This is a genomic window from Dictyobacter aurantiacus (genome assembly GCF_003967515.1).
In the GTDB taxonomy this organism is placed as follows: Bacteria; Chloroflexota; Ktedonobacteria; order Ktedonobacterales; family Ktedonobacteraceae; genus Dictyobacter; species Dictyobacter aurantiacus.
Genome location: NZ_BIFQ01000001.1, coordinates 6,015,146 through 6,035,255 on the forward strand (window position 1 = coordinate 6,015,146; position 20,110 = coordinate 6,035,255).

Sequence of the window (20,110 nt, forward strand, 5' to 3'; positions counted from 1 at the left end):
TACGAGGGCGTTGCGGGTTTCTTGAGTGCAACAAAAATCACCTCATTGCTGGCAATAAGGTGATGTATATATATGGAGGTTAGCCGGTGATAAGGGAAGAGGCGCCATCGATCCAGATCTCGGTGCCGGTGATGTGGGAGGCGGCATCCGACGACAGGAATTGAACCGCCTGCGCGACCTGTGCGGCGGTAGCGGGCTTTCCTTCACCCAGGGGGATGCGGCCCTTCGGATATTCGACCGGGAACTTAATTTTATCCACGTCCTGTTGCCGGGTATTATCGCTGATCTCGGTATCGGTCGCGCCGGGGCAGATCACATTGACGCGAACGTTGTGGGGAGCCAGTTCCACGGCCAGCATCTTTGTAATCGCCACCTGGCCGGCTTTACTGGCGGAGTAGGCCGTCGCGCCGGTATTGCTGAACACACGGGTACCGTTCACCGAAGCGATCACCGTAATCGCGCCCCCCTGCTTTTTCAGGTGGGGAGTGGCATACTTAATCGTCAGGAAGGTACCGGTCAGGTTGGTCGTAATCGTATTGGACCAATCCTGCAGAGACAGTTCCTCGATGGGGGCCCAGACGCCATTGATGCCGGCGTTCGCCAGCACGATATCCAGGCGGCCCCACTTATCGATGACCTGCTGGATCCCCTGCCGAAGCTGGTTCTCCTGAGAGACATCGGCCACGATAGCCAGGGCCTCATGGCCAGCGCGCGTAATCTCGTCTACCGTCTCCTGCACCTCATCAGCGGTATGACTGACGGCCGCGACCTTGATGCCCTGTTGCGCTAACAGAGTTGCCGTAGCCTTACCGATACCCGAACCAGCCCCTGTAACCAATGCCACTTTTTCTGTAGACGCCATAAATATTATTCCTTTATCTTTTCATTCTATCTCAGCATAAGAGTGTATTCCCGAATATGAATCAGCGCACAGATGATGGGTCCTGAGTACAATGATTCATTACGGGCACACTATAGTAGATACGGGCAAAGCACAGGAATCGCGTCTCATCCATAGGGCTTTAGCGCAAGAATTTTTCGATCAGATCCAATAAATCATCGATATCGAACGGCTTGGCCAGGAATGCATCGGCGCCGGCACCGATCGCGGTCTGTTCGGCATCGGTATGGGCAGAAAGGAGGATAATAGGGATATGCCGCGTCGCTGGCTGATCTTTTAAGTAGCGACAGATAGCTCGACCATCCATCCCTGAAAGCAGGATATCAAGCAGGACCAGATCGGGGAATGGCGCCTGCATATTTTTTACAGGCTGTCCCTGAGCATAGGTATCGACGGTGAAACCGGCGTCTTCCAACATAATCTGCAGCACATCTACGATGGCGGCATCATCATCTGCGACCATGATTTTCTTTTTCAATGAGGAAGCCTCTCTTTTTTCCTGCCGGGGGCCAGAAAGAGACAATAGAGCCAGCGGAAGGGTAACGTTATTTCCTTATCGCCCCATTGTAGCAATCGCCAGGCTGACCAGTCAATAGTAAAAAAGGGGTCATCAACAACAGATATATTGCTGGAGGAATGCGAGAAGTGGTTTGGGTGACGGCTCACAAAGACTTTTTTGAGGATACAAATCTCATGTTCCTCGTTGGTTAACATCTTATGAGCCGCCTGAGCATATTGTACTTAAGAGGTTGATTGATGTCAACCTGAAGTATTCTGAATGAATTATCGATTGCGGGCGATATTACGCGTTGGGTATGCGTAACTAGTGCCGTAATTTGTGACTTTGCACTGCAAAGTCACAAATTACGATAAATCCAGGAAATTCATCACTCGCTATGAAAAACGAGCGACGAGATTTCTTACGATGAAATGACGATTGTTTCTATCTGGCTACAAGCTTACACACAACCTAGTGAGTGGAATGGATGCCGAGGCGATTCCCTTCAGTATCGATGAACAGCGCGAAGAATCCGCTATCACCACCGATCTCGGTCTTGGGGACGATCACCGTTCCTCCCGCCTGCTCAACACGAGCGAGCATCGGCGTTAAATCGTCACCACCATTGAAATAGACAATAGGACCGCTATCACCGGGTGCATATCCTTCACCGCTCACCAGTGCGCCGCTCACTCCTCCATCAGACGGCAGAAAACTATATTGCATGCCGCCGAATTCTCCTGGCTCAATGGTTGCGCTAAGCACTGTATTATAAAACTTCAATGCCCGGTTATAATCAGTGGCTGGAATCTCAACCCAGTTAAATGTATCTGCCATATGCCTTTTACTCCTCCATAGTCTGATACTAAGTTTTTAGCGGTTTCCTCTGCAAATTGTCTTGCCACTCACAATATAGCATATATACATGTAAATGACTTCTTCTATCTTGCTATATTTGAAAGTGCCTTTGAATTTAATGATCACTAATAATATTAAAGATCACATTTTTTACAGCCAATCCTTCCTGAGCTTGACGTAATCTGTTACGCCATAAGGAAATTATTTCCTATTGCAGAACTTTTTCTTCTACTTTTCACTGGCAGGTTCATTTCCTCGCGAGCAGAGTGAAGATACAGCAATATAGAAGAAGCAATTCTCTTTAGAAACTCTCTATACTTCTCCTGTGGTTATAGCCCGCTGGCATGTCTCGTCAGCTCAGGGCGAGTATTGCAATTTTGCTCTGGCGAGAGGCCGTTGTGGGATGGGTGAACGCACACGTTCGAGCGTACTGATCCTTAGAGGAGCAAGCGATGAAAGTAGAAGAACTGGTAGCAAAAATTATGCAGGTGCCGCTCTCCACTCTTCAGGATTCTTCAGGCCCGGCTACCCTGAAAGCATGGAGTAGTCTGAAACACATTCAGCTGGTTGCGGCTCTCGAAGAAGCCTATGGGGTAAAGTTGAATGCCTATGAGATGCAGCGATTGACATCACTGGCAAAGGTGCGCCGAATTTTGCAGGAAAGAGGCATAGAAGTATAGATCCTATAAAAGATACCAGATATTTTCACTTGTTTAGAAGATAGCTGAAGAGAAATGGGAATATCTGCGGGTAATAAGGATGCTAGCGGCGAAATGAATACACTTATATATTCCGAATTGCAAGATAGTGATCTCTTCTCGTTACTCCTCATCAGGCACTTTGAGCGTTTGTTGCTCACGCTGTTCGGTGAGGGAAAACTCCATGGAACGACCCATACCTGCCTTGGCCAGGAATACATCCCTGTCTCTCTGAGTACCCTGTTTACCGAGTATGATTTCCTTTTCAGTCATCACCGGGGACATGGCCATTATCTGGCTCGTTTTCGCGATCCGGCCAGTCTTCTTGCGGAAATCATGGGAAGGACGGGGGCGCTCTGTAATGGAATAGGAGGCAGCCAGCATCTCTTTCGAGATCACTATCTTTCGACAGGCGTGCAAGGAGAGAATCTCCCGGTCGCCGTAGGAGTTGCTCTGCATGCGAAACGCGAAGAGAGGGGTGGAATAGCCGTGGTCTATCTTGGTGATGGCACATGGGGGGAAGGAACAACATACGAAGCATTGAACATCGCTCAATTATGGCAGGTTCCCCTGCTGGTGGTTGTTGAGAATAATGGCATCGCGCAATCAACTCCAACTTCCATACAGATGGCAGGCACGATTGAAGAACGGGTGCGTGCGTTCCACATCGATTATGTGAAGGTCACCTCGCTAGACATTCCTACTATCCGAACTGAAGTCGCTCCCCGGATACATCATGTACGTACATTGTGTGCTCCTCTGGTCATTGAGTTTGTGACGCATCGGCTTGGCCCGCACAGTAAAGGAGACGATACCAGAGATCAAGAAACGCTACGCGCAATTCAGGAGAACGACTGGTATGGGTTGTATCAACGTCGTTTTCCAGATCAGTTGGAACGTATCGAGCAGGATGTCAGACACGAACTGGCTGATGTAATTGCACAGGTAGAGCAACGACCTCTCGTACAATGGAGTTGTACAGATGAATAAGAATGAGCGGGTGGTTGAAAATCTCAACCGAGCCCTGCATGAGCTGTTTGCCAGTGATCCGCGGGTCTTTCTCTTAGGTGAAGATATTCTTGATCCCTATGGTGGAGCATTTAAAGTGAGTCGTGGTCTCTCTTCACGTTTTGCAGGTAGGGTTCTCGCAACCCCTTTGAGTGAAGCAACCTTTCTGGGCATAGGAGGAGGGCTGGCTCTCTGTGGAGAAAAAGTAATTGTAGAGATCATGTTTGGAGATTTTCTCGCCCTGGGATATGACATAATTCTCAACTTTGTGAGCAAAGCAACCGCTATGTATGGTCGTCCGCTGGCTATCAATCTGGTTGTACGCTGCCCGGTAGGAGGGAACAGGGCCTACGGTCCCACACACAGTCAGAGTATGCAAAAATATTTTCTTGGTATTCCTCATTTAAGTCTGTTTGAGCTATCCCCATTCCACGATAATACACTGTTACTCAACAAACTGATCAATCTTGGACAGCCCTGCATCCTCTTTGAGGATAAGGTTCTCTATACCCAGCGTATGGCGGTCGATGGGGTGATCGATGACTACTTTGCCTGGGAAGCGCTTGATCACAAGGGGAATTTCATCCGGGTTTTTCTGGATGGTGATGGCGCGGTTGTTCCCGACTGTCTGCTTATTGCCCCGGGCGGCATGGTTGCGCGCTGCCTGCATGCAATGAAAGATCTTCTGCTCAATGATGAGATAAGCACGCAACTCATTGTACCTTCGCAGCTCTATCCGTTTGACGTGAACACTCTCGTGACGGCTTTGCCGTCTATCAAACATATTGCTATTGTCGAAGAGAGCACAGCAGGTGGAACATGGGGGAGTGAGGTTGCTCAGCAACTCTATCCCCAACTGTGGGGGAAACTAAAGCAGCCAATTCAGCTTATCCATTCGCGTGCATGTGTTATTCCAACTGCTTCCCATCTTGAGAAGCAGGTACTGGTACAGGCAGAAGACATTTCTTGCGCGATACGGAGGGCCATCTATGTTACCGATTAACATGCCGAGAACGAATAGCAATGACAACATGTGCACCCTCGTGCAATGGCTATATACCAGCGGACAGCGGGTTCGGGAAGGGGAGGTGTTGGCTTACCTCGAAACCTCAAAGGCGACGGAAGACTTGCTGAGTCCGGGAACAGGCATCTTGCATGAGTTGGCACCACCAGGGGAAGAATACGAACCTGGTTATTGTATCGGGTATCTGCTGATGGATGAGGACTCTGCCAGTTCTGGTCCAGTAGCTTCTTCTCACGCCAGCAAGCCAGTTTCATTTGTCCTGACACGCAATGCGCAAGAACTGGTGAAGAGATACAATATAGCAGACGAACAGCTTGCCTCTCTTGGCAAGAAGGTGCTGAAAAAAGACGATGTGCAGGCGCTGATTACTCCCCCTCAATCCATGAGGAAGCAGGCCACATCAGAACACCGCTCTCACAATCAGGCCATCGTCGCGCGGCAGGTAACTCTTGCTCATCAGAGCATACCAGCGGCATTCTCTATGATCAAGATCTATTGCGATGCAGCCCTACAAGCGATGGCGGAATACATTGAGCGCGAAGATGTGATCATTGGATGGCCAGAAGTGCTTATTCACGAATTAGGAAAAATGCAGCAGGATTATTTTGCCTTTTATCAGCATCTGGCGTCGGGAGAGGCAGTCGCGCCCCAACAAAAGAATAATCCGAATATTGGCGTCACTATCGATGTAGGGACAGGCTTGTATATTCCTGTGATCAAAGGTGTCGCGACAAAATCACTGGCTGAAATTGCCAATGAACTGATGGAGTTACGGCTCAAGGCTTTGCGCAAAACGCTGAGAGAAGAGGAGTTGAGCGACGGACACCTGACTATTTCGCTTCATACCGACAAGGATATTCTCATGGCGATCCCCCTCATTTTTCCGACTCAGACATGTATGCTTTCCCTGTGCTCAGAGCAGGAGGAACTCTATCTGAATAAGGATAAAAGCATAGGTATACGTCACTATCTGACACTCGGTGTGGCGTATGATCATCGCAGCATTAATGGAGCTGATGCAGTGCGCTTCCTCCAGGAAATCAAGCGCAGGCTCGAAAATCTCAAGGATGGTGGGTTATAGATAGATAAAGAGACAAGGAGATAAAAGACTGCCGGGTTGAGGCACGTTCTCTATCTCCTTGTTCTTGTCGCTGGTAGCGGGCGCGATTTTTTTCCTATGAGTAGCATGGGGTTAGCGACGAACAGCAACGACTTCCAGATATTCAGCCGGGACAACTACAGTGCCATCGGTAGCTTTATTTGATTGCTCAAACATTTCCCGCATCTCGCGAATGAGCTGTTCACGGGCGTCTGGAGCAAGCATCTGTAGCATTGTTATGGTTGGGCCGAAATCGTTGCAGGTCACGTCTGTTGCATGTTGAAGTGAGCGATAGCGATGGTAAAAATAGCGTTTCCTGGCTTGTAGAGAAACGACCTCATCACCCAGGAGTTCACGTACATACTCTTCGTTTCCCCACAGGCCTGGTGGTTTTACACCAAGGGGAGCTGGTGCATAGTTTTGCATGACACTATTCAACTTGCGGAAAAAGCCGTCGGGCGTCCAGTTGACGAGGCCAATTTTTCCGCCGGATCGGCAGACGCGAAGTAATTCGCTGGCGGCTTTTTCCTGATCGGGAGTAAACATTACTCCAAACGCTGATAGCACCACATCGAAAGAGGCGGAAGGAAATGGCAGGTTCTCTGCATCAGCCTCAATAAAGTCAATTGACAAGCGCTCAACGGCGGCGCGTTCTCGTGCCACCTCAAGAAAGGAGGCCGTATAGTCGATCCCTGTAACTTCGCAATAACGGCGCGCGGCACCAAGAGCGACATTGCCCGTGCAGGTAGCCACGTCAAGCACCTTTTGACAGGGGTGCAATTCAACAGCTTCACAGAGATTTTCCGCCACTCCAACAAGGGGTCTGGCAATGATAGGAATATCCCCTACCGTCCATGATTGTTGTTGGTGGGCCTTGATAGCCGACAGATCTACGGCCTTTGCTGGCTGGTTAACCATAACTATCCCTCCCTTTTTATGCATGTTTTTGACACGACACTTGGATCTTGACTATAGAAAGGTAATCATGAATGCATGGGCGCTCTCTCCACCTTTTGCAAACAGGTGAAACATATTAATGCTGTAGAAAGTATAGAGCACTTGTTAGTAATATCTCTTCTTCTATTTTGCGCATTATATTTATATTCGTTATTGATATGGTATGCAGTACATAATAGCAAAATGAAATAATATGTAAAAAAGAAGAACAGCATGACGATCTCCATTAGAGGATAGTTATAAGAAAGTACTAATATAATACTATTTGTGGTAATAACATACCAAGCAAGATGGAAGAAGCGATATTATCAACAAGTGCTCTATACTTTCTACAACGTCGAAGGTTGGTGTTTGCCAGTATCCTCCCGGATATCAACCAGGCTGATATATTCTCGACGATAGTAGACCAAGCAAAGGAGAGAGCGCGATGAGAAAATCCAAGCAGGACAGACGGCATGTCTGGCTCATTCAAAAAGGGGTCTGGGATATGCCTAAGGAGTCCATGCCGCTGGCTATTGGGTATATAAAGGCGACCGCTCTGGCCAACGAGACGATTCATGACCAGATGGATATAGAGATTTTTAATTTTGATGGTGGTGATGGTCAGATTGCTATGGCCAACAGGCTGTTTACCCTTGATAGCCTCCCCGATATAATGGCTTTTTCTGTCCTGGGCTGGAACTATCGCATGTTTGGAGCGATAGCTGAAACCTTCAAGCAGCTCAATCCTTCTGGCTGGGTCGTCTTTGGCGGCAACCATGTTGCCTATCAGGCTGAGAAGGTATTTCGGGAATTTCCTTGTGTTGATATTGTGGTCAATGGCGAGGGTGAATTTGTCTTTCGGGATCTGTTGCTGGCCTACCTTGACGACCGATCGCGTCATGATCTCTCCAACATTCAGGGTCTCTCCTTCAAAGATGAGATGGGTGTCCTGGTAACTACCCCTGAACGTCCACGCATTGCTCACCTTGAAGAGGTTCCATCGCCCATCCTTTCTGGTGCTGTTCCCCTGGTTGACCACCACGGAGATTTTCGCTATGACGTGGCTCTCATGGAAACGAACCGTGGCTGCCCCTATAGTTGCGCCTTTTGCTACTGGGGTGGGGCGGTTGGTCAAAAAGTGCGAGCTTTTCCTCAGGACCGTTTGCGTGAAGAATTGGAGATGCTGGCATTCTATAAGGCTCCCAGCGTAGCTTTGTGCGATTCCAACTTTGGTATGCTGAAAGCTGACATGCAATTTGTCGAAGATTTGATTCACATACGTGAGAAATATGGTTACCCGCGATCATTCATTACCAGCTGGGCTAAAAATAAATCAACGACCTTCTACGATATTGTGCAGCGTTTGAAGGAGAATGATATGCATAGTTCATTCACACTCGCGCTGCAGACCCTCAATGATGACGCTCTTACACTGATGCGACGACGCAATATGCGGGTCAATGATTGGGAGGGATTGGTAGAATGGCTTGATTCCCAGGAGCTAGAATGCTATGCAGAAATGATCTGGGGAGCGCCAGGCGAGACTCCGAAGACGTTTCTTGCGGGTTATGATCGCCTGGCCCGCTATGTTCCTCGTATTGCCACATATCCGCTAATTTTGATTCCCAACACGGCCTATACTAAAAATCGCGATGAACATGGGTTTGTGACGGTGAGGGGGGAGCACGATGACTTTGAATATGTAGTCGCCAATAAAGATATCAGTATTGAAGAAAACATGAGCATGCAGCGCTTCCTGCTATGGGCACGCGGCATCCCAGAGCATCATGTCCTGCGAGAGATCTGGGCTCCTCTACGAGAGTTGACGGATATTACCCAGTCACAGGTATTGTTGAGCATGGCAAATTGGTTTAGCTCCTGCACTGATCCGGCCGCTGAAGGGCTCAACCTCAGGCAGGAACTGCTGCTGAGGCCGAGTATGGTACCTGCATTTCTTCACAACCTGTATAGCGAACCCGGCTGTAACCGGCTTTTTGCTCAATGGTGGAAAGAGGAGATGGAGCCGCGTCTGCCTGCCGAGGTCAGCGAATTCCTGGGGGAGGTATTCAGATATGACTGGATGACCAAGCCAATCTATGATCCCGAGGGCAGGGATGTGCTAGCATTGGACCAGGTTGAAGTTGTACATGAAAATGGAGAGACCTACTATGTTAGAAGAGGCCAGCAGTTTGCATACGATATGCCCACACTCGTGAGCGCATTCAAACGTCGGTCTCCAGATTACAAGCTTGAAAAGAAGTGTGTCACACTGGACATCTGGTACAAAGCAGGATTTGGTGATTATATCGATAACCATGAAACAGCGGGTCTTTTTGTTGGCCAACCACGAACGCATTCGGTTGTCCTCTCAAACATTGAGGCCGTGACAGTTATAGAAACCGTCAGCTAAAGAATCCCCTGGTGCCGCCAAAGTGCGGCACCACCAAAGAGAAAGCCGGGTTCACCGGGGCAGTCGCCCCGGTGAACCCGGCTTTCTCTTTGGTGATGATTACCCCTGGCGCACAATATCTCCTCCGGGGAGAATATTTTTACGCAGCTTTAGATCTTCGATAGCATCCGCCGCCTTTTTTGCTCCGCCGGCCGCCTGTAAACTCTTCCCAATGCGTTTACTTACCTGGGCATAAGCAGGTTGAGAAAGTACTTCCTCAGCCAGGGAACGCAGGCGTGAAGCTGTGATGCGAGAGGGGAGGCATACTTTCCCGGCCCCTAATTTTTCAATATGCTGCGCAATCCAGAACTGATCTCCCCATGCAGGGACAAGTAGTAGAGGCACGCCATACCACATCGCTTCCATCGCACTATTCATGCCTCCATGGCTGATAAATAGGGCTGCGCGAGACAAAACTTGTAGTTGTGGAACATATTGACCAGCGAGAAAATTCTCTGGTAGTGGGCCCAGATCCTCCGGCTGCACCCAGCGTCCAGTTGAGAGCACGACTTGATATTTTGTATTGGCAAAGGCTTCCAGGCACATACGATAAAAATCGGGGTGATTGTTAAATATGGTACCTAGCGAAATATAAATAAGCGGTCGATCTCCCAATTGCTCTAGAGGAAAATCAATCTGTTCGCCTCGATCTTCGACGGTGGGACCAACAAAAATGAAGTTCTCTTCGAAGAGATGCTCCATCGGCTGGAAAGCGCGAGATGTGTAGGCAAGAGTAATATCTCCATCATAATGGATCGCTTCGAGACCAGTCTTGGGCTTAAGCTGGTATTTCTGGGCGACTGTTTTCAATACAGCATCGATTGCACGTGCCTCTTTTCTTGCCTCTATGAAAAAGCTCATCATACGAAAAGCCTGGGAGGGATTGAATAATAGCATCTTACTCTTGATCAGCAGTACCGCCTGCGAACCTACGGCAGGTACCTGGAGCAACTCGGCGATCATCGCCCCCCAGGGGATGGCAGCATCATGGATGATATAGTCAGGTTGGATCTCGCGCGCTTCGGGCAGACATTTCTCCATCAAATCTGGCAAAGGCTTAAGATAGAGGTCCATGACTTTGAGTGGATTACCCACCATCGAGGCTTCTGCCAGATCGTACTGGCCGTAGCTACGAAAGTGCGCCCCTGTATACTCAACCTTGCCTCGGAACTCTTCGCTGGCATAAACAAAGATTCGCTCACCGCGTTGCACTAATTCACGAATAACTGGTAATGCTGGATTAATGTGACCGGTAAAAGGTAAGCTAAAGAAAATGGCAGTAGACATTCATGCATCCTTTCTTTTGTCCTGACACACTGCCCTCCCACAGTTGGAGAAAAGTATACTTTCTTCTCATAGAATATGCTTCTTCCTATTTGCCTTTTTCTCGCGCCACCGACGGCGGCGCGGAGGGAAAAGGGAGGGCGGGGTCTGGGGTGTCCCGACTTTCTCAAAGTGTAGTTGGAATATAGCAATTTGAAAGAAGCGTAATAAGAGGAAACCTTCTATACTTTTTATAGATGGTAGCAAGCTAGAGCATCCTCGTATCTAGCCGGGTTAGGTGGTAAGGATGAAGGTCAGAGTAAATTTCTTTATGTTCCCCTGGTAGCATGAGGATCTACACGTGTTGGTGGCAGACCCGTTTTTGCCTCTGCAGGATTCAACAAAGATCAATGTACTGCATTGATCTGTAACGGCAGAAGGTTGTTGTCTAGAATCTATTATGAATAACTTCCCGGGCTTTTTCCATGCTGAAAGGAGCATAGCATGCTAGAAAACAAAGAAGGGACCCCTCGCGAATGGGCCGTTTCAACTGAAGAGGTATTTATTTCGTCAGATGGATTGCTCCGCTTCCCACGTCCCCCAAAAAACGAAGAAGCGTATTTAGTCTGTTTTCCACCCGCTGGTGCCGAGGCATTCATGTATGATGGCTGGGTACGACTATTGCCGGAATCTATCAATCTCTGTGCTGTGCAGTTGCCCGAGCAAGAGCACGATGTCTCGGCTGTCATCTCCCAGGTATCCGAGTCACTTCTTCAAAACATTCGTCCGGGGAAGAAGCTCTTTTTCATGGGAATCTGCCTGGGCGCGATCTGGGCTTATGAAGTGGCTCGCTATTTACGTGATCGTGCCGGAGTACAGCTGGATCACATGATTGTAGTGACCTTCCCCGCGCCAGACCAGCGGGAATCGGCCGTAGCGTTTATGCGTACCGAAAAATTTATCCAGATCATGACCAGTTACTTCCCACCTGACTCGCTCGAATATCAGTATGTGCTCTCGCGTGTGCCAGCTATGATGCATACCGCGGACCTGGCGGATCAATCTTTGCCTCCATTGGATACGCCTCTTGCATGCCCGCTGACAGCTTTTGCCTCATTGCACGACCAGGTGGTCGACCCTAAATTGCTGCAAACATGGCAACCATATACATCAGGACCCTTTCACGTCCATATGTGTGATGGGGACCATTTCTACGGCGACCATCACCTGGAGGAGTTTTTACAGTCAGTTGTAGGATACCTCCAGGGAGCATAGCTCGTGACGACTCAACCATCACTCGCTCTCTCTGCAATCCTATAAATTCCTGCCGGGTGCTTCCTTTATGAAGTTTCCCGGCAATGCCATGCATTTGGATGGGTGAAGCCGCCTGGGTAGCAGCTAATGGTGCTGAGAAAAGACTCTTTTCAATTATTGAGTTGTGGCGGTAGAGCTAGCCGCGCGTGAGCGGTATTTTCAAATGCTTTTACAGCATGCTATAATATGAGAAGCATAAAATACATGAGGAGAAATCAATATGTCTTTGAATACTGGAGAAGAGCAGATACAGTCAACTGTATCCGATGCACTGACACCAGTTTCCTCACGCTGGTTGGGGTTGACGGTCGTCCTAATTGCTACCTTTATGGCAATGCTAGATGGTTTTATCGTCAACGTAGCAGTTCCCTCCATCCAGAGTAGCCTCCATGCGAATCCGATCGAAATTGAACTCATAGGCGCGGCTTATTCGCTTCCTTACGCGCTCCTGGTGATTACTGGAGGACGCCTGGGAGATCTCTTTGGTGTGCGACGGCTGTTTCTGCTCGGTATGGCGATTTTTACCATATTCTCGGCTCTTTGTGCGTTGGCCCCTAATCCAATTCTGCTGCTTGCTGCTCGTGTTGGTCAGGCCCTTGGCGGGGCTTTGTTGTATCCCCAGGTGCTGAGTTTTATTCAACTGAGCTTCCAGGAGCAAGAGCGGCCACGTGCTCTTTCCATGTGGGGAGCGGTCAACGGCCTGGCATCTATATTTGGCCAGCTGATTGGGGGAAGTCTCATTACCGCCAACGTCTTTGGACTTGGTTGGCGTTCCATCTTTCTTGTCAATGTTCCTCTAGGGGTCATCGTCTTGCTTGGTGCCTGGGCCTTTGTCTTTGAGCGTCGCGCTCCACGAAGGGTGCGCCTGGATCTGACAGGAACGCTGCTGGTAGCTGTCGGCATATTACTGTTCCTCTATCCTATCGTTATGGGAAGCAATGCAGGCTGGCCGTGGTGGATGGTGCTTTGTCTGCCACTCGCCCTGCTTGTCTTCGTTGGCTTTGGCTGGTTTGAACGCCGCGCAACGATACGGGGAGCTACCCCACTTATTAATCCTGCACTCTTTCGTTTACCAAGCTTTGTCTGGGGAGGGCTCCTCGCGCTGGTCTGGTGTGCGAGTACCGCGGCATTCTTTTTTATCCTCGCGCTCTACCTGCAAAGAGGGATAGGATTTTCGGCTCTGGTGGCGGGATTGACGTTTACTCCAATCGGCGTCATCTTCATTATGGCGGCTGCCCTTGCTTCCAAGTTGATTATACGCCTGGGTAGCTGGACGTTTGCGGTTGCTCTTGGGCTGACTGCTGCCGGCACTTTTGGTCTATTGCTGGTAGCGAATGCCAGCGGTAAGACTCCGCCTGCATGGGGCCTGCTCCTGTTCACACTGTTACTGATTGGCTTTGGCCTGGGATTAGGTGTGCCGTCTTTGATGACGCTCTCGCTGCGCGATATTCCTACCCAGGAAGCTGGTTCCGCTTCAGGCGTCATGGAGACTGTGATCCAGCTTGGCTTCGCTCTTGGCACTCCACTGATCGGGCTGGTCTTCTTCAGCGTTATCGGGAGCAGCAATGACATGACACCGGTCAGAGCACAGGACGTTGTCCAGGCATTTACGCAGAGTTTGCTGGTGCTTGGCATCTGCCTGACAATCTTATTGGTGCTGGTCCCACTTATGGTACGCGTCGTTGGACGAACGATGGCATCAAAAAGCGAATAGCTTTTTGTGGCGCGCGCCGCACGCCACAAAAAAAGAGGTTGGGAGAGTTTCACAGGGGCTCGTCGCCCCTGTGAAACTCTCCCAACCTCCTGTTCTTAGATATCGTCGGGGCGTTTGCTGCATTCGATGATGGCGATGCCAGACTGGGTTGGGAGGATGGGTCCGGTTGGGATGACGCGTTCGAATACCAGGCCGGCCTCCTCTACGAGACGCTGGAACTCATCCGCAGTTCTCTCCTGACCGCCGATGACCGCGAGCAGGAAGAGATCCATGAATTTGCCAATGTCAGGTACATTGCCGGGCAGAAGGACGAGCTCTATTAAGAGCAATTTGGCTCCTGGTTTCATGGCGGAGCGGCAATTGCGTAAGAGGGTCAGTGCATGGGCGTCGTCCCAGTCGTGGATGACCGTTTTCGTCATGTACAGATCGCCTCCCGTGGGCACCGACTTGAACATATCGCCACCCACAACCTGGCAGCGCTCCCCGATTTCGGTCGCCTGAATTTGCGCAGCCGCTTTTTCTGCTACAAATGGTAAATCGAAAAGAATACCATGCGTTGTAGGATGTGCTTGTAGAATCAGCGTGAGCAGTTTTCCCCAACCGCCTGCAACATCAACGATATTGTGATACGGCGAAAAGTCATAGGCATTAAATATCGCCTCGACCTCTCCGACAGAGAGACCAGAAAGCGCTTCATAGCAAAGCTTTTGTTCGTCAGGATGTGTATCCAGGTAGGCCCAATATTGCTGCTTATAGAGATGTTGAAATGAATTTTCTCCTGTTCTGACACTGTTGGTAAAATCTCCCCAGGCATTCCAGTGAGCAGAAGTATGGCAGAGCAAGATCAGTGGGCGTAACGATTGAGGAACATCTGAACGCAGCATCTGCGAGGCATCGGTCAAACGGAAACGTTGCTGATCGTCTTCCAAGAATAGACCAAGGCTCGCAAGCGCCCGTAACAGGCGATACAAAGTTTGTGCATGCGTCCCACTCTGTTGCGCTAACTCTTCCGCGCTTTTGGGCCCGTCAATTAATAGGTCTGGGATGTTCAACTGTACCGCGGCATGGACGGCTTGCGCAATTTGTCCACCGGTGATCATACGCCAGAGGGTTAATTGAGGGATATTCTGGGTCTCGCTCTGCTCAGAGGTCTGCACAAGGTTACTCATTGAACTTTCTCCTTATTTGTTGTAATAACAGTAATGGTGTCGCCGATAAGGGCAACTAGAATGTCACCGGAAGATGGTTCACTCCGAGAACGGTAGAGCCTGTCCGCCAGACCAGGGCTTCCGGCTCAATATCCAGTTGCATTGCAGGCAGGCGGCGCAAGAGGGTGTTAATCGCAATCTGCCCCTCCAAACGTGCTAGAGGAGCACCAAGGCAATAGTGGACCCCTTTCCCGAAGGCGATATGCGGGTTCTCCTGACGCGTAATATCTAATGTGTCAGGATGGTCGAATTTGTTTTCGTCACGGTTCGTCGCGGCTAATGAGACGAGTACTGCGTCACCATGCCGTATCAGCTTCCCTCTCATCTCAACATCTTCACGCGCCCAGCGGTGTGTAGTGATCGTAAACGGGGCTAGATAGCGTAGAAACTCTTCAATCGCAGGCTTGATCAGTTCGGGCTGTGCTTGCAGGAGCTGTTTTTGTTCTGGATGGGTCAACAAGGCCAGGATGCCATTGCCAATCAGATTCGTGGTCGTCTCATGTCCGGCAAGGATCAGCAGGAAGATCATGGCAACCAGCTCTCGTTCGGTTAACTGGTCTCCTTCGACGCTGGCATGCATCAATTTGCAGACCAGGTCATCCGTGGATGCCTGGCGTTTTTTCTCAACCAATGCCAGCAGATAGGTATAGAAAGCTTGCAGGTCTGAGGCTACTTGCTCAAACGCCGCGGGATCATCGAGGGCATCCGCGATCCGCTTCGTCCACAAGTGCAGCTGCATACTATCTTCAGCAGGCACGCCCAGCATCTCTGAAATAATCCTGATTGGCAGTACAGAGGCGAAGTCTTCGATGAGATCCATTCGCTTCTGGCTTTCAACCTTATCAATCAGTTCGTCACTGATTCTTTGCACACTTTCTCGCCACTGTTCCGTGGCGCGAGGCGTGAAAAAAAGATTGACAACCTTGCGCAAACGTGTATGGTCTGGTGGATCAAATTTGAGCATACCCAGATCGAAGAGATCACTTACCGATGGAGCAGGGCCGGCCGATGGAGCACGCTCTTCTGGAGGTAAGGTTGACTGCTTGTCCTTGACAAAGCGTTCGTCGCGCAACACAATTTCCGCATCCTCATAGCGCGTGATGAGCCAGGTGCTTTGTCCATCGGGAGAAGAGGTATATTGATAGACCGGATCGTGCGTACGTAAGCGCGCGAGAATTGGATAGGGATTCGACTTAAACGCTACCGTTGTGAGATCGAATTCTGCCGTTTGAGATGATGTGAGATCAAAGTCTGTTGACTGGCTCATCTTCTTCTCCTTCTCCTGGAATGCATTGTGCCCAATATTTTTTTGCTCTGTAAATGCTCATGCTCTTTTCTGTCGCCAGCTACGCAGTACCTGAGCCAGGCGATCGATCTCCTGTTCTGTGTTATAAAAGCCCGTCGAGATGCGGATGGCATTGTATTCATGCACCATACGCACATAGATATCGTGTTCTTTCTGGAGCCGTTGGGCGGCTACCTCTGCATCGTAGCCATCAAGCACAAAAGTGAGCAATCCACTGGTTCCGGGCTGTGGTGTGATAACCGTCAGGCCTTCAATCTCTCTGAGAGCGTTATAGGCATAGCTACTCAAAGAGCAGGTGCGTTCAAAGATCCGGTTATATGTAATAGTTTCTTCCAACCAGCGGAAACTGGCGATCTGGCCCGCAACGGCGGCTGTCTGTCGTGCTCCCAGTTCAAAACGCTGTGCGGAGTCATGGAAGGACCATTTCCATTCGGGCTCGAATTTCAGTAAGCACCAGCCAACATAGGTTGGATGCAGCCGTTCAAGCGATTCGCGGCGTACATACAACGCGCCCGTACCGTCCGGCCCACATAACCATTTCTGCATAGGAAACGCATAGAAATCGATGCCAAGCTTTTTCACATCTACAGGGATCGCGCCCGCCGACTGCGCTCCATCGACCAGCACACAGATGTCTGATTGGTGGGCTAGCTGCGCGACCGCCTGCACATCCAGGATGGCTCCATTTGTAAAGGTCACGTGAGAAAGAACGATCAACCGCGTGCGAGGAGTGATCAGCTCACCAATAGTCTCCTTAGCTGGTCGCTCTCCGAGTCCCAGATCCGCGACGCGCAGGTTCACCTGGTAACGATCACGGATATGATGCAGCAAAGAGAGAACGCTGATATGCTCATGATTGGTCAGAATCACCTCATCCCCTGGCTGCCAATTGAAGCCATTGCAGACGATATTGAGCCCCTCGCCTGTGTTCTCTGTCAGCGCGATTTCGTTCGTATCGGCGTGCAGAAGCTGTGCACAATGGCTGCGCGCTTCCGCGTATAGCCCGGCCATTGTGGCGTATGTCTCCATGCCTAAACGCCCATTCGCGCACTCTTTCTGTAGCCATTCCTGCATCGCCTGGGACACGCAGCGAGGCAAAGGCCCAAAGGTGGCCGCATTGAGATAGATGTGGTCTGTAATGCCAGGCAATTCCTGACGAATAGATTGTATGTCTATGATGGAATCAAGCATCAAATCCTCCTCTGGAGCGACCTGCTAACGGATAGTGCCTACGATCAGCCTTATTCTTCACCTTTTCTGAGTATAGTGTGCTTCCTTTGAGAATGCTTCTTCGAGATTGCTGCATTCTGGTCGCCTGTATTGATCGTTTGGACTCTATGCCGCCTGCAGGCATGGATGATGAATGGCTAGTGTGAGTGGGAATGTTATTCATTATGGCGGCAAAAGGGCAATAGAGGAGGCCTGGCACCTATGCGAGCCTGGTCTTGTCGCTTTCTGACGATACATGAATGACCTGTAAGATCGCGCCTAGCATTGAAAATTACATTAATTTCTGCTATTATCATTTGCAGGTATCAATACAATTAACCGACAGCAATAACAGTATATGTATTTGTTGTCTTGAGCCAAATTGTTATAGGGGGAATGTGCTTTTATGGCGGATCAACGTGTAGAGCTCTTTGAGCATATGATGACGGCAATTCTAACCACATCGGGTGATACCTCCTCCTCTTTACGTACTTCTCTTGCACGGCAGGCCGCGCGACTGTATAACGATCCCACCTCTGAAGATGGAGACCTCCCATCAGAGTTAGCGGTGCTGGTCAAAAAAGTGGCGTGTCATGCCTACCGCGTTACCGATCAAGATGTTGAGCAGGTACGCGCCCATGGTTATAGCGACCATGCTATCCTCGAAATCACGTTAAGCGTTGCCTCAGGCGTCAGTCAGAGTTGCCTGACGCGGGGGTTAAAAGCACTGGAGGAAGCCAGCAATGAGATTAGGTCACATTGAGGAAATTGACAGAGATCAACCTGTTTCAGACATCCGGCGGATCATTCGCTATAGCTACGATCTGTTTGGCAAGCACTTCTCAATCTGCTTACAGCGCTTCCTGAGAGGCGACTCTGATTGGAGTGTTGGAGAGCGTGAGCTATTTGCCTCTTTTACCGCATCGCGGCTACAATGTGTTTATTGAACGGGCGCTCATGGAGCAGTTGCATCCAAAACTCTTAATGACGATCTGGTTCAGGCTGTTCTCAGCGATTGGAGAACGGCGCCTATTCATGAACAGCTTCGCGCGACCCTGGGATTACTGGAGAAGGTTACCTGCTCGCCATCATCTGTCACATCGTCTGATGTGCTACCGCTCTTACAAATAGGAATCAGTGAGCGCGCCATAGAAGATGCTCTCTTGATTTGTGCCTGCTTTTCTATCATTGCCCGTGTCGCCGACACCCTCGATGTCGCTATCCCCTCCGCCGAAGGTTTCTCTCGCTCAGCAGATATGCTGCTGGCCTATGGTTATGTATAAGAGGATGCATGGGGAACGCAGGCGTCCCCATGCACTACTAGAAAACGATGATCTGACCATCTTTACAGACTAGCTCGCCGTCGATGCGTACTTCGGCGCCCACACGCAGGTCATACACCATGTCCCAGTGGATGACAGAGCGGTTGACTCCACCGGTGAGGGGAAAACTTGCGCCCAGGGCAAAGTGAATCGTGCCGCTCATTTTCTCGTCGAAGAGAGGATTGTTAATGCTGCGGTTGATATGAGGATTATTCCCAAAGGCGAATTCACCCAGACGATTGGCGCCGGCGTCCGCGCTGAGCATCTTTTCCAGATATGCCTGCCCTTGCTTTGCTTGTGCTTCCACGACGGTGCCATGCTCAAACCGTAAACGCACATCTTCTACTGAGCGGCCTCCATAGGAGGTAGGAATGTTGTAATGGATATATCCATTGACCGAATCCTCAACGGGCGCGGTGAAAAATTCACCACCAGGAAAATTGTAGCGCCCATCATCGTTCAAAAAAATACGTCCGGCAATCGAAAATGTGAGATCAGTATCCGGGCCCTGTATATGCACATTGCGTTTCCCTTGCATCCATGCCACAAGCTGATCTTGTTGCCTGGAGAGCTCTTGCCAGCGTGCGATAGGGTCTTCATCGTCAAGAAAGCAAGCATGATATACAAAATCTTCGAATTCGCGCTGAGACATCCCTGCATCCTGCGCATAGGCATTTGTCGGGTATAGCGTAATAGAGCGGCGCAGTGAACCATCCTCGCAGCGGGCACGCAAGGTTTGAAAGGTATCCTTCTGGCTCTGACTCAAGAGCGCGAGGCGTGCTGGATCAACGTTGTTCATATCACTGGTATTTGTACGCGAGAGGATGTCGATCGCTGTTTCATACTCTTCGGCAATCAAACGAAACGAATCAGGTATATACGCTACCTGTGTGTCTGAGCCATGCTTGAGAAGCATCTCTTTTACGCCTGGAACCTCGATGAATATTTCTGGAAATGCTCCTATACGGATTGCCTCATCCGCAATTTCCTGGAGCAAGGGAAGCGTTACCGGCTCTGCTCGGACGCCCAGTCGTTCTCCTTGTTTCACCTCTAAAGAATAGTGTAGTAGCACCTGCGCCATACGGCGTAATCGTGGATCACCCATAACTACTCCTTGGATCTAGATTCGGCACGGCCATCTTTAACGTTCGTCTAAAGTATAGTGCTTTTCCACCAGTATCTCTTCTCACATCTTGCGTGATGCTTTTTCGCACAGACCACTATAGCTATAAACTATGTATTGGAGCGCTCCTAACCTCATACATGCTTCAGGCACGCCATAGTTCGCAATCCATAAGA

The 20,110-nt window shown here is 49.9% G+C and carries 18 protein-coding genes; 9 read left to right on the forward strand and 9 right to left on the reverse strand.

Annotated features, from left to right (window positions below; genetic code table 11):
- Positions 1-79: 79 nt before the first annotated feature.
- From KTT_RS24280 to KTT_RS24290, 3 genes are all read right to left on the reverse strand, one after another.
- Positions 80-862, reverse strand: a complete 783-nt coding sequence (locus tag KTT_RS24280; protein WP_126599120.1) for an SDR family oxidoreductase — start codon at positions 860-862, stop codon at positions 80-82.
- 160 nt (positions 863-1,022) lie between these two features.
- Complete coding sequence (locus KTT_RS24285; protein WP_126599122.1) at positions 1,023-1,364, reverse strand: response regulator; 342 nt, start codon at positions 1,362-1,364, stop codon at positions 1,023-1,025.
- A gap of 507 nt (positions 1,365-1,871) precedes the next feature.
- Complete coding sequence (locus tag KTT_RS24290) at positions 1,872-2,237, reverse strand: VOC family protein (protein WP_126599124.1); 366 nt, start codon at positions 2,235-2,237, stop codon at positions 1,872-1,874.
- 473 nt (positions 2,238-2,710) lie between these two features.
- On the opposite strand from KTT_RS24290, the gene KTT_RS24295 reads away from it, so the two are divergent.
- From KTT_RS24295 to KTT_RS24310, 4 genes are all read left to right on the forward strand, one after another.
- Positions 2,711-2,938, forward strand: coding sequence for an acyl carrier protein (locus KTT_RS24295; protein WP_126599126.1), 228 nt, complete (start codon positions 2,711-2,713; stop codon positions 2,936-2,938).
- A gap of 93 nt (positions 2,939-3,031) precedes the next feature.
- Positions 3,032-3,946 (forward strand): thiamine pyrophosphate-dependent dehydrogenase E1 component subunit alpha, encoded by a 915-nt coding sequence (locus tag KTT_RS24300; RefSeq protein WP_126599128.1) that lies wholly within the window; start codon positions 3,032-3,034, stop codon positions 3,944-3,946.
- Positions 3,939-4,967: an alpha-ketoacid dehydrogenase subunit beta gene (locus tag KTT_RS24305; RefSeq protein WP_126599130.1), complete on the forward strand. Its 1,029-nt coding sequence runs from the start codon at positions 3,939-3,941 to the stop codon at positions 4,965-4,967. Before KTT_RS24300 ends, KTT_RS24305 begins: the two co-directional genes overlap by 8 nt.
- Positions 4,954-6,069: a 2-oxo acid dehydrogenase subunit E2 gene (locus tag KTT_RS24310; protein ID WP_126599132.1), complete on the forward strand. Its 1,116-nt coding sequence runs from the start codon at positions 4,954-4,956 to the stop codon at positions 6,067-6,069. Before KTT_RS24305 ends, KTT_RS24310 begins: the two co-directional genes overlap by 14 nt.
- Positions 6,070-6,180: 111 nt before the next feature.
- On the opposite strand, the gene KTT_RS24315 is transcribed toward KTT_RS24310, so the two are convergent.
- Complete coding sequence (locus KTT_RS24315) at positions 6,181-7,005, reverse strand: class I SAM-dependent methyltransferase (RefSeq protein ID WP_126599134.1); 825 nt, start codon at positions 7,003-7,005, stop codon at positions 6,181-6,183.
- 466 nt (positions 7,006-7,471) lie between these two features.
- Here KTT_RS24315 and KTT_RS24320 point away from each other — a divergent pair, with 466 nt between their 5' ends.
- Positions 7,472-9,436 carry a KedN5 family methylcobalamin-dependent radical SAM C-methyltransferase gene (locus KTT_RS24320; protein WP_218030976.1) on the forward strand — a complete coding sequence of 655 codons (1,965 nt, stop codon included), beginning with the start codon at positions 7,472-7,474 and terminating at the stop codon, positions 9,434-9,436.
- 99 nt (positions 9,437-9,535) lie between these two features.
- Here the strand turns inward: KTT_RS24320 and KTT_RS24325 are convergent, their stop codons facing one another.
- Complete coding sequence (locus KTT_RS24325) at positions 9,536-10,762, reverse strand: macrolide family glycosyltransferase (RefSeq protein WP_126599136.1); 1,227 nt, start codon at positions 10,760-10,762, stop codon at positions 9,536-9,538.
- Positions 10,763-11,242: 480 nt separating this feature from the next.
- Here KTT_RS24325 and KTT_RS24330 point away from each other — a divergent pair, with 480 nt between their 5' ends.
- Positions 11,243-12,013, forward strand: a complete 771-nt coding sequence (locus KTT_RS24330) for a thioesterase II family protein (RefSeq protein ID WP_126599140.1) — start codon at positions 11,243-11,245, stop codon at positions 12,011-12,013.
- 259 nt (positions 12,014-12,272) lie between these two features.
- The gene (locus KTT_RS24335; protein WP_126599142.1) at positions 12,273-13,766 is read left to right on the forward strand and encodes an MFS transporter; all 1,494 of its coding nucleotides are present in this window, start codon (positions 12,273-12,275) and stop codon (positions 13,764-13,766) included.
- A gap of 95 nt (positions 13,767-13,861) precedes the next feature.
- Here the strand turns inward: KTT_RS24335 and KTT_RS24340 are convergent, their stop codons facing one another.
- From KTT_RS24340 to KTT_RS24350, 3 genes are read right to left on the reverse strand one after another with little or no spacing between them, the layout of a single operon-like run.
- Positions 13,862-14,935, reverse strand: coding sequence for a methyltransferase (locus KTT_RS24340; protein ID WP_126599144.1), 1,074 nt, complete (start codon positions 14,933-14,935; stop codon positions 13,862-13,864).
- Positions 14,936-14,990: 55 nt separating this feature from the next.
- Positions 14,991-16,241 carry a cytochrome P450 family protein gene (locus KTT_RS24345; RefSeq protein ID WP_126599146.1) on the reverse strand — a complete coding sequence of 417 codons (1,251 nt, stop codon included), beginning with the start codon at positions 16,239-16,241 and terminating at the stop codon, positions 14,991-14,993.
- Between the two features lie 57 nt (positions 16,242-16,298).
- The gene (locus KTT_RS24350; protein ID WP_126599148.1) at positions 16,299-17,471 is read right to left on the reverse strand and encodes an aminotransferase class V-fold PLP-dependent enzyme; all 1,173 of its coding nucleotides are present in this window, start codon (positions 17,469-17,471) and stop codon (positions 16,299-16,301) included.
- Positions 17,472-17,895: 424 nt separating this feature from the next.
- On the opposite strand from KTT_RS24350, the gene KTT_RS24355 reads away from it, so the two are divergent.
- Together KTT_RS24355 and KTT_RS37190 are read left to right on the forward strand one after the other, a co-directional pair.
- Positions 17,896-18,252 carry a carboxymuconolactone decarboxylase family protein gene (locus KTT_RS24355; protein WP_126599150.1) on the forward strand — a complete coding sequence of 119 codons (357 nt, stop codon included), beginning with the start codon at positions 17,896-17,898 and terminating at the stop codon, positions 18,250-18,252.
- A complete protein-coding gene (locus KTT_RS37190) occupies positions 18,233-18,772 on the forward strand; it encodes a carboxymuconolactone decarboxylase family protein (RefSeq protein ID WP_126599152.1) in 540 nt (179 codons plus the stop codon). The genes KTT_RS24355 and KTT_RS37190 overlap by 20 nt, the downstream gene beginning before the upstream one ends.
- Before the next feature lie 37 nt (positions 18,773-18,809).
- On the opposite strand, the gene KTT_RS24365 is transcribed toward KTT_RS37190, so the two are convergent.
- A complete protein-coding gene (locus KTT_RS24365; RefSeq protein WP_126599154.1) occupies positions 18,810-19,916 on the reverse strand; it encodes an aminopeptidase in 1,107 nt (368 codons plus the stop codon).
- Positions 19,917-20,110: the final 194 nt, after the last annotated feature.

What these genes read in the sequence shown, in the direction of transcription:
- KTT_RS24280 (WP_126599120.1), bottom strand. Translation starts at nt 862, where the DNA reads ATGGCGTCTACAGAAAAAGTGGCATTGGTTACAGGGGCTGGTTCGGGT.
- KTT_RS24285 (WP_126599122.1), bottom strand. Translation starts at nt 1,364, where the DNA reads ATGGTCGCAGATGATGATGCCGCCATCGTAGATGTGCTGCAGATTATG.
- KTT_RS24290 (WP_126599124.1), bottom strand. Translation starts at nt 2,237, where the DNA reads ATGGCAGATACATTTAACTGGGTTGAGATTCCAGCCACTGATTATAAC.
- KTT_RS24295 (WP_126599126.1), top strand. Translation starts at nt 2,711, where the DNA reads ATGAAAGTAGAAGAACTGGTAGCAAAAATTATGCAGGTGCCGCTCTCC.
- KTT_RS24300 (WP_126599128.1), top strand. Translation starts at nt 3,032, where the DNA reads ATGAATACACTTATATATTCCGAATTGCAAGATAGTGATCTCTTCTCG.
- KTT_RS24305 (WP_126599130.1), top strand. Translation starts at nt 3,939, where the DNA reads ATGAATAAGAATGAGCGGGTGGTTGAAAATCTCAACCGAGCCCTGCAT.
- KTT_RS24310 (WP_126599132.1), top strand. Translation starts at nt 4,954, where the DNA reads ATGTTACCGATTAACATGCCGAGAACGAATAGCAATGACAACATGTGC.
- KTT_RS24315 (WP_126599134.1), bottom strand. Translation starts at nt 7,005, where the DNA reads ATGGTTAACCAGCCAGCAAAGGCCGTAGATCTGTCGGCTATCAAGGCC.
- KTT_RS24320 (WP_218030976.1), top strand. Translation starts at nt 7,472, where the DNA reads ATGAGAAAATCCAAGCAGGACAGACGGCATGTCTGGCTCATTCAAAAA.
- KTT_RS24325 (WP_126599136.1), bottom strand. Translation starts at nt 10,762, where the DNA reads ATGTCTACTGCCATTTTCTTTAGCTTACCTTTTACCGGTCACATTAAT.
- KTT_RS24330 (WP_126599140.1), top strand. Translation starts at nt 11,243, where the DNA reads ATGCTAGAAAACAAAGAAGGGACCCCTCGCGAATGGGCCGTTTCAACT.
- KTT_RS24335 (WP_126599142.1), top strand. Translation starts at nt 12,273, where the DNA reads ATGTCTTTGAATACTGGAGAAGAGCAGATACAGTCAACTGTATCCGAT.
- KTT_RS24340 (WP_126599144.1), bottom strand. Translation starts at nt 14,935, where the DNA reads ATGAGTAACCTTGTGCAGACCTCTGAGCAGAGCGAGACCCAGAATATC.
- KTT_RS24345 (WP_126599146.1), bottom strand. Translation starts at nt 16,241, where the DNA reads ATGAGCCAGTCAACAGACTTTGATCTCACATCATCTCAAACGGCAGAA.
- KTT_RS24350 (WP_126599148.1), bottom strand. Translation starts at nt 17,471, where the DNA reads ATGCTTGATTCCATCATAGACATACAATCTATTCGTCAGGAATTGCCT.
- KTT_RS24355 (WP_126599150.1), top strand. Translation starts at nt 17,896, where the DNA reads ATGGCGGATCAACGTGTAGAGCTCTTTGAGCATATGATGACGGCAATT.
- KTT_RS24365 (WP_126599154.1), bottom strand. Translation starts at nt 19,916, where the DNA reads ATGGGTGATCCACGATTACGCCGTATGGCGCAGGTGCTACTACACTAT.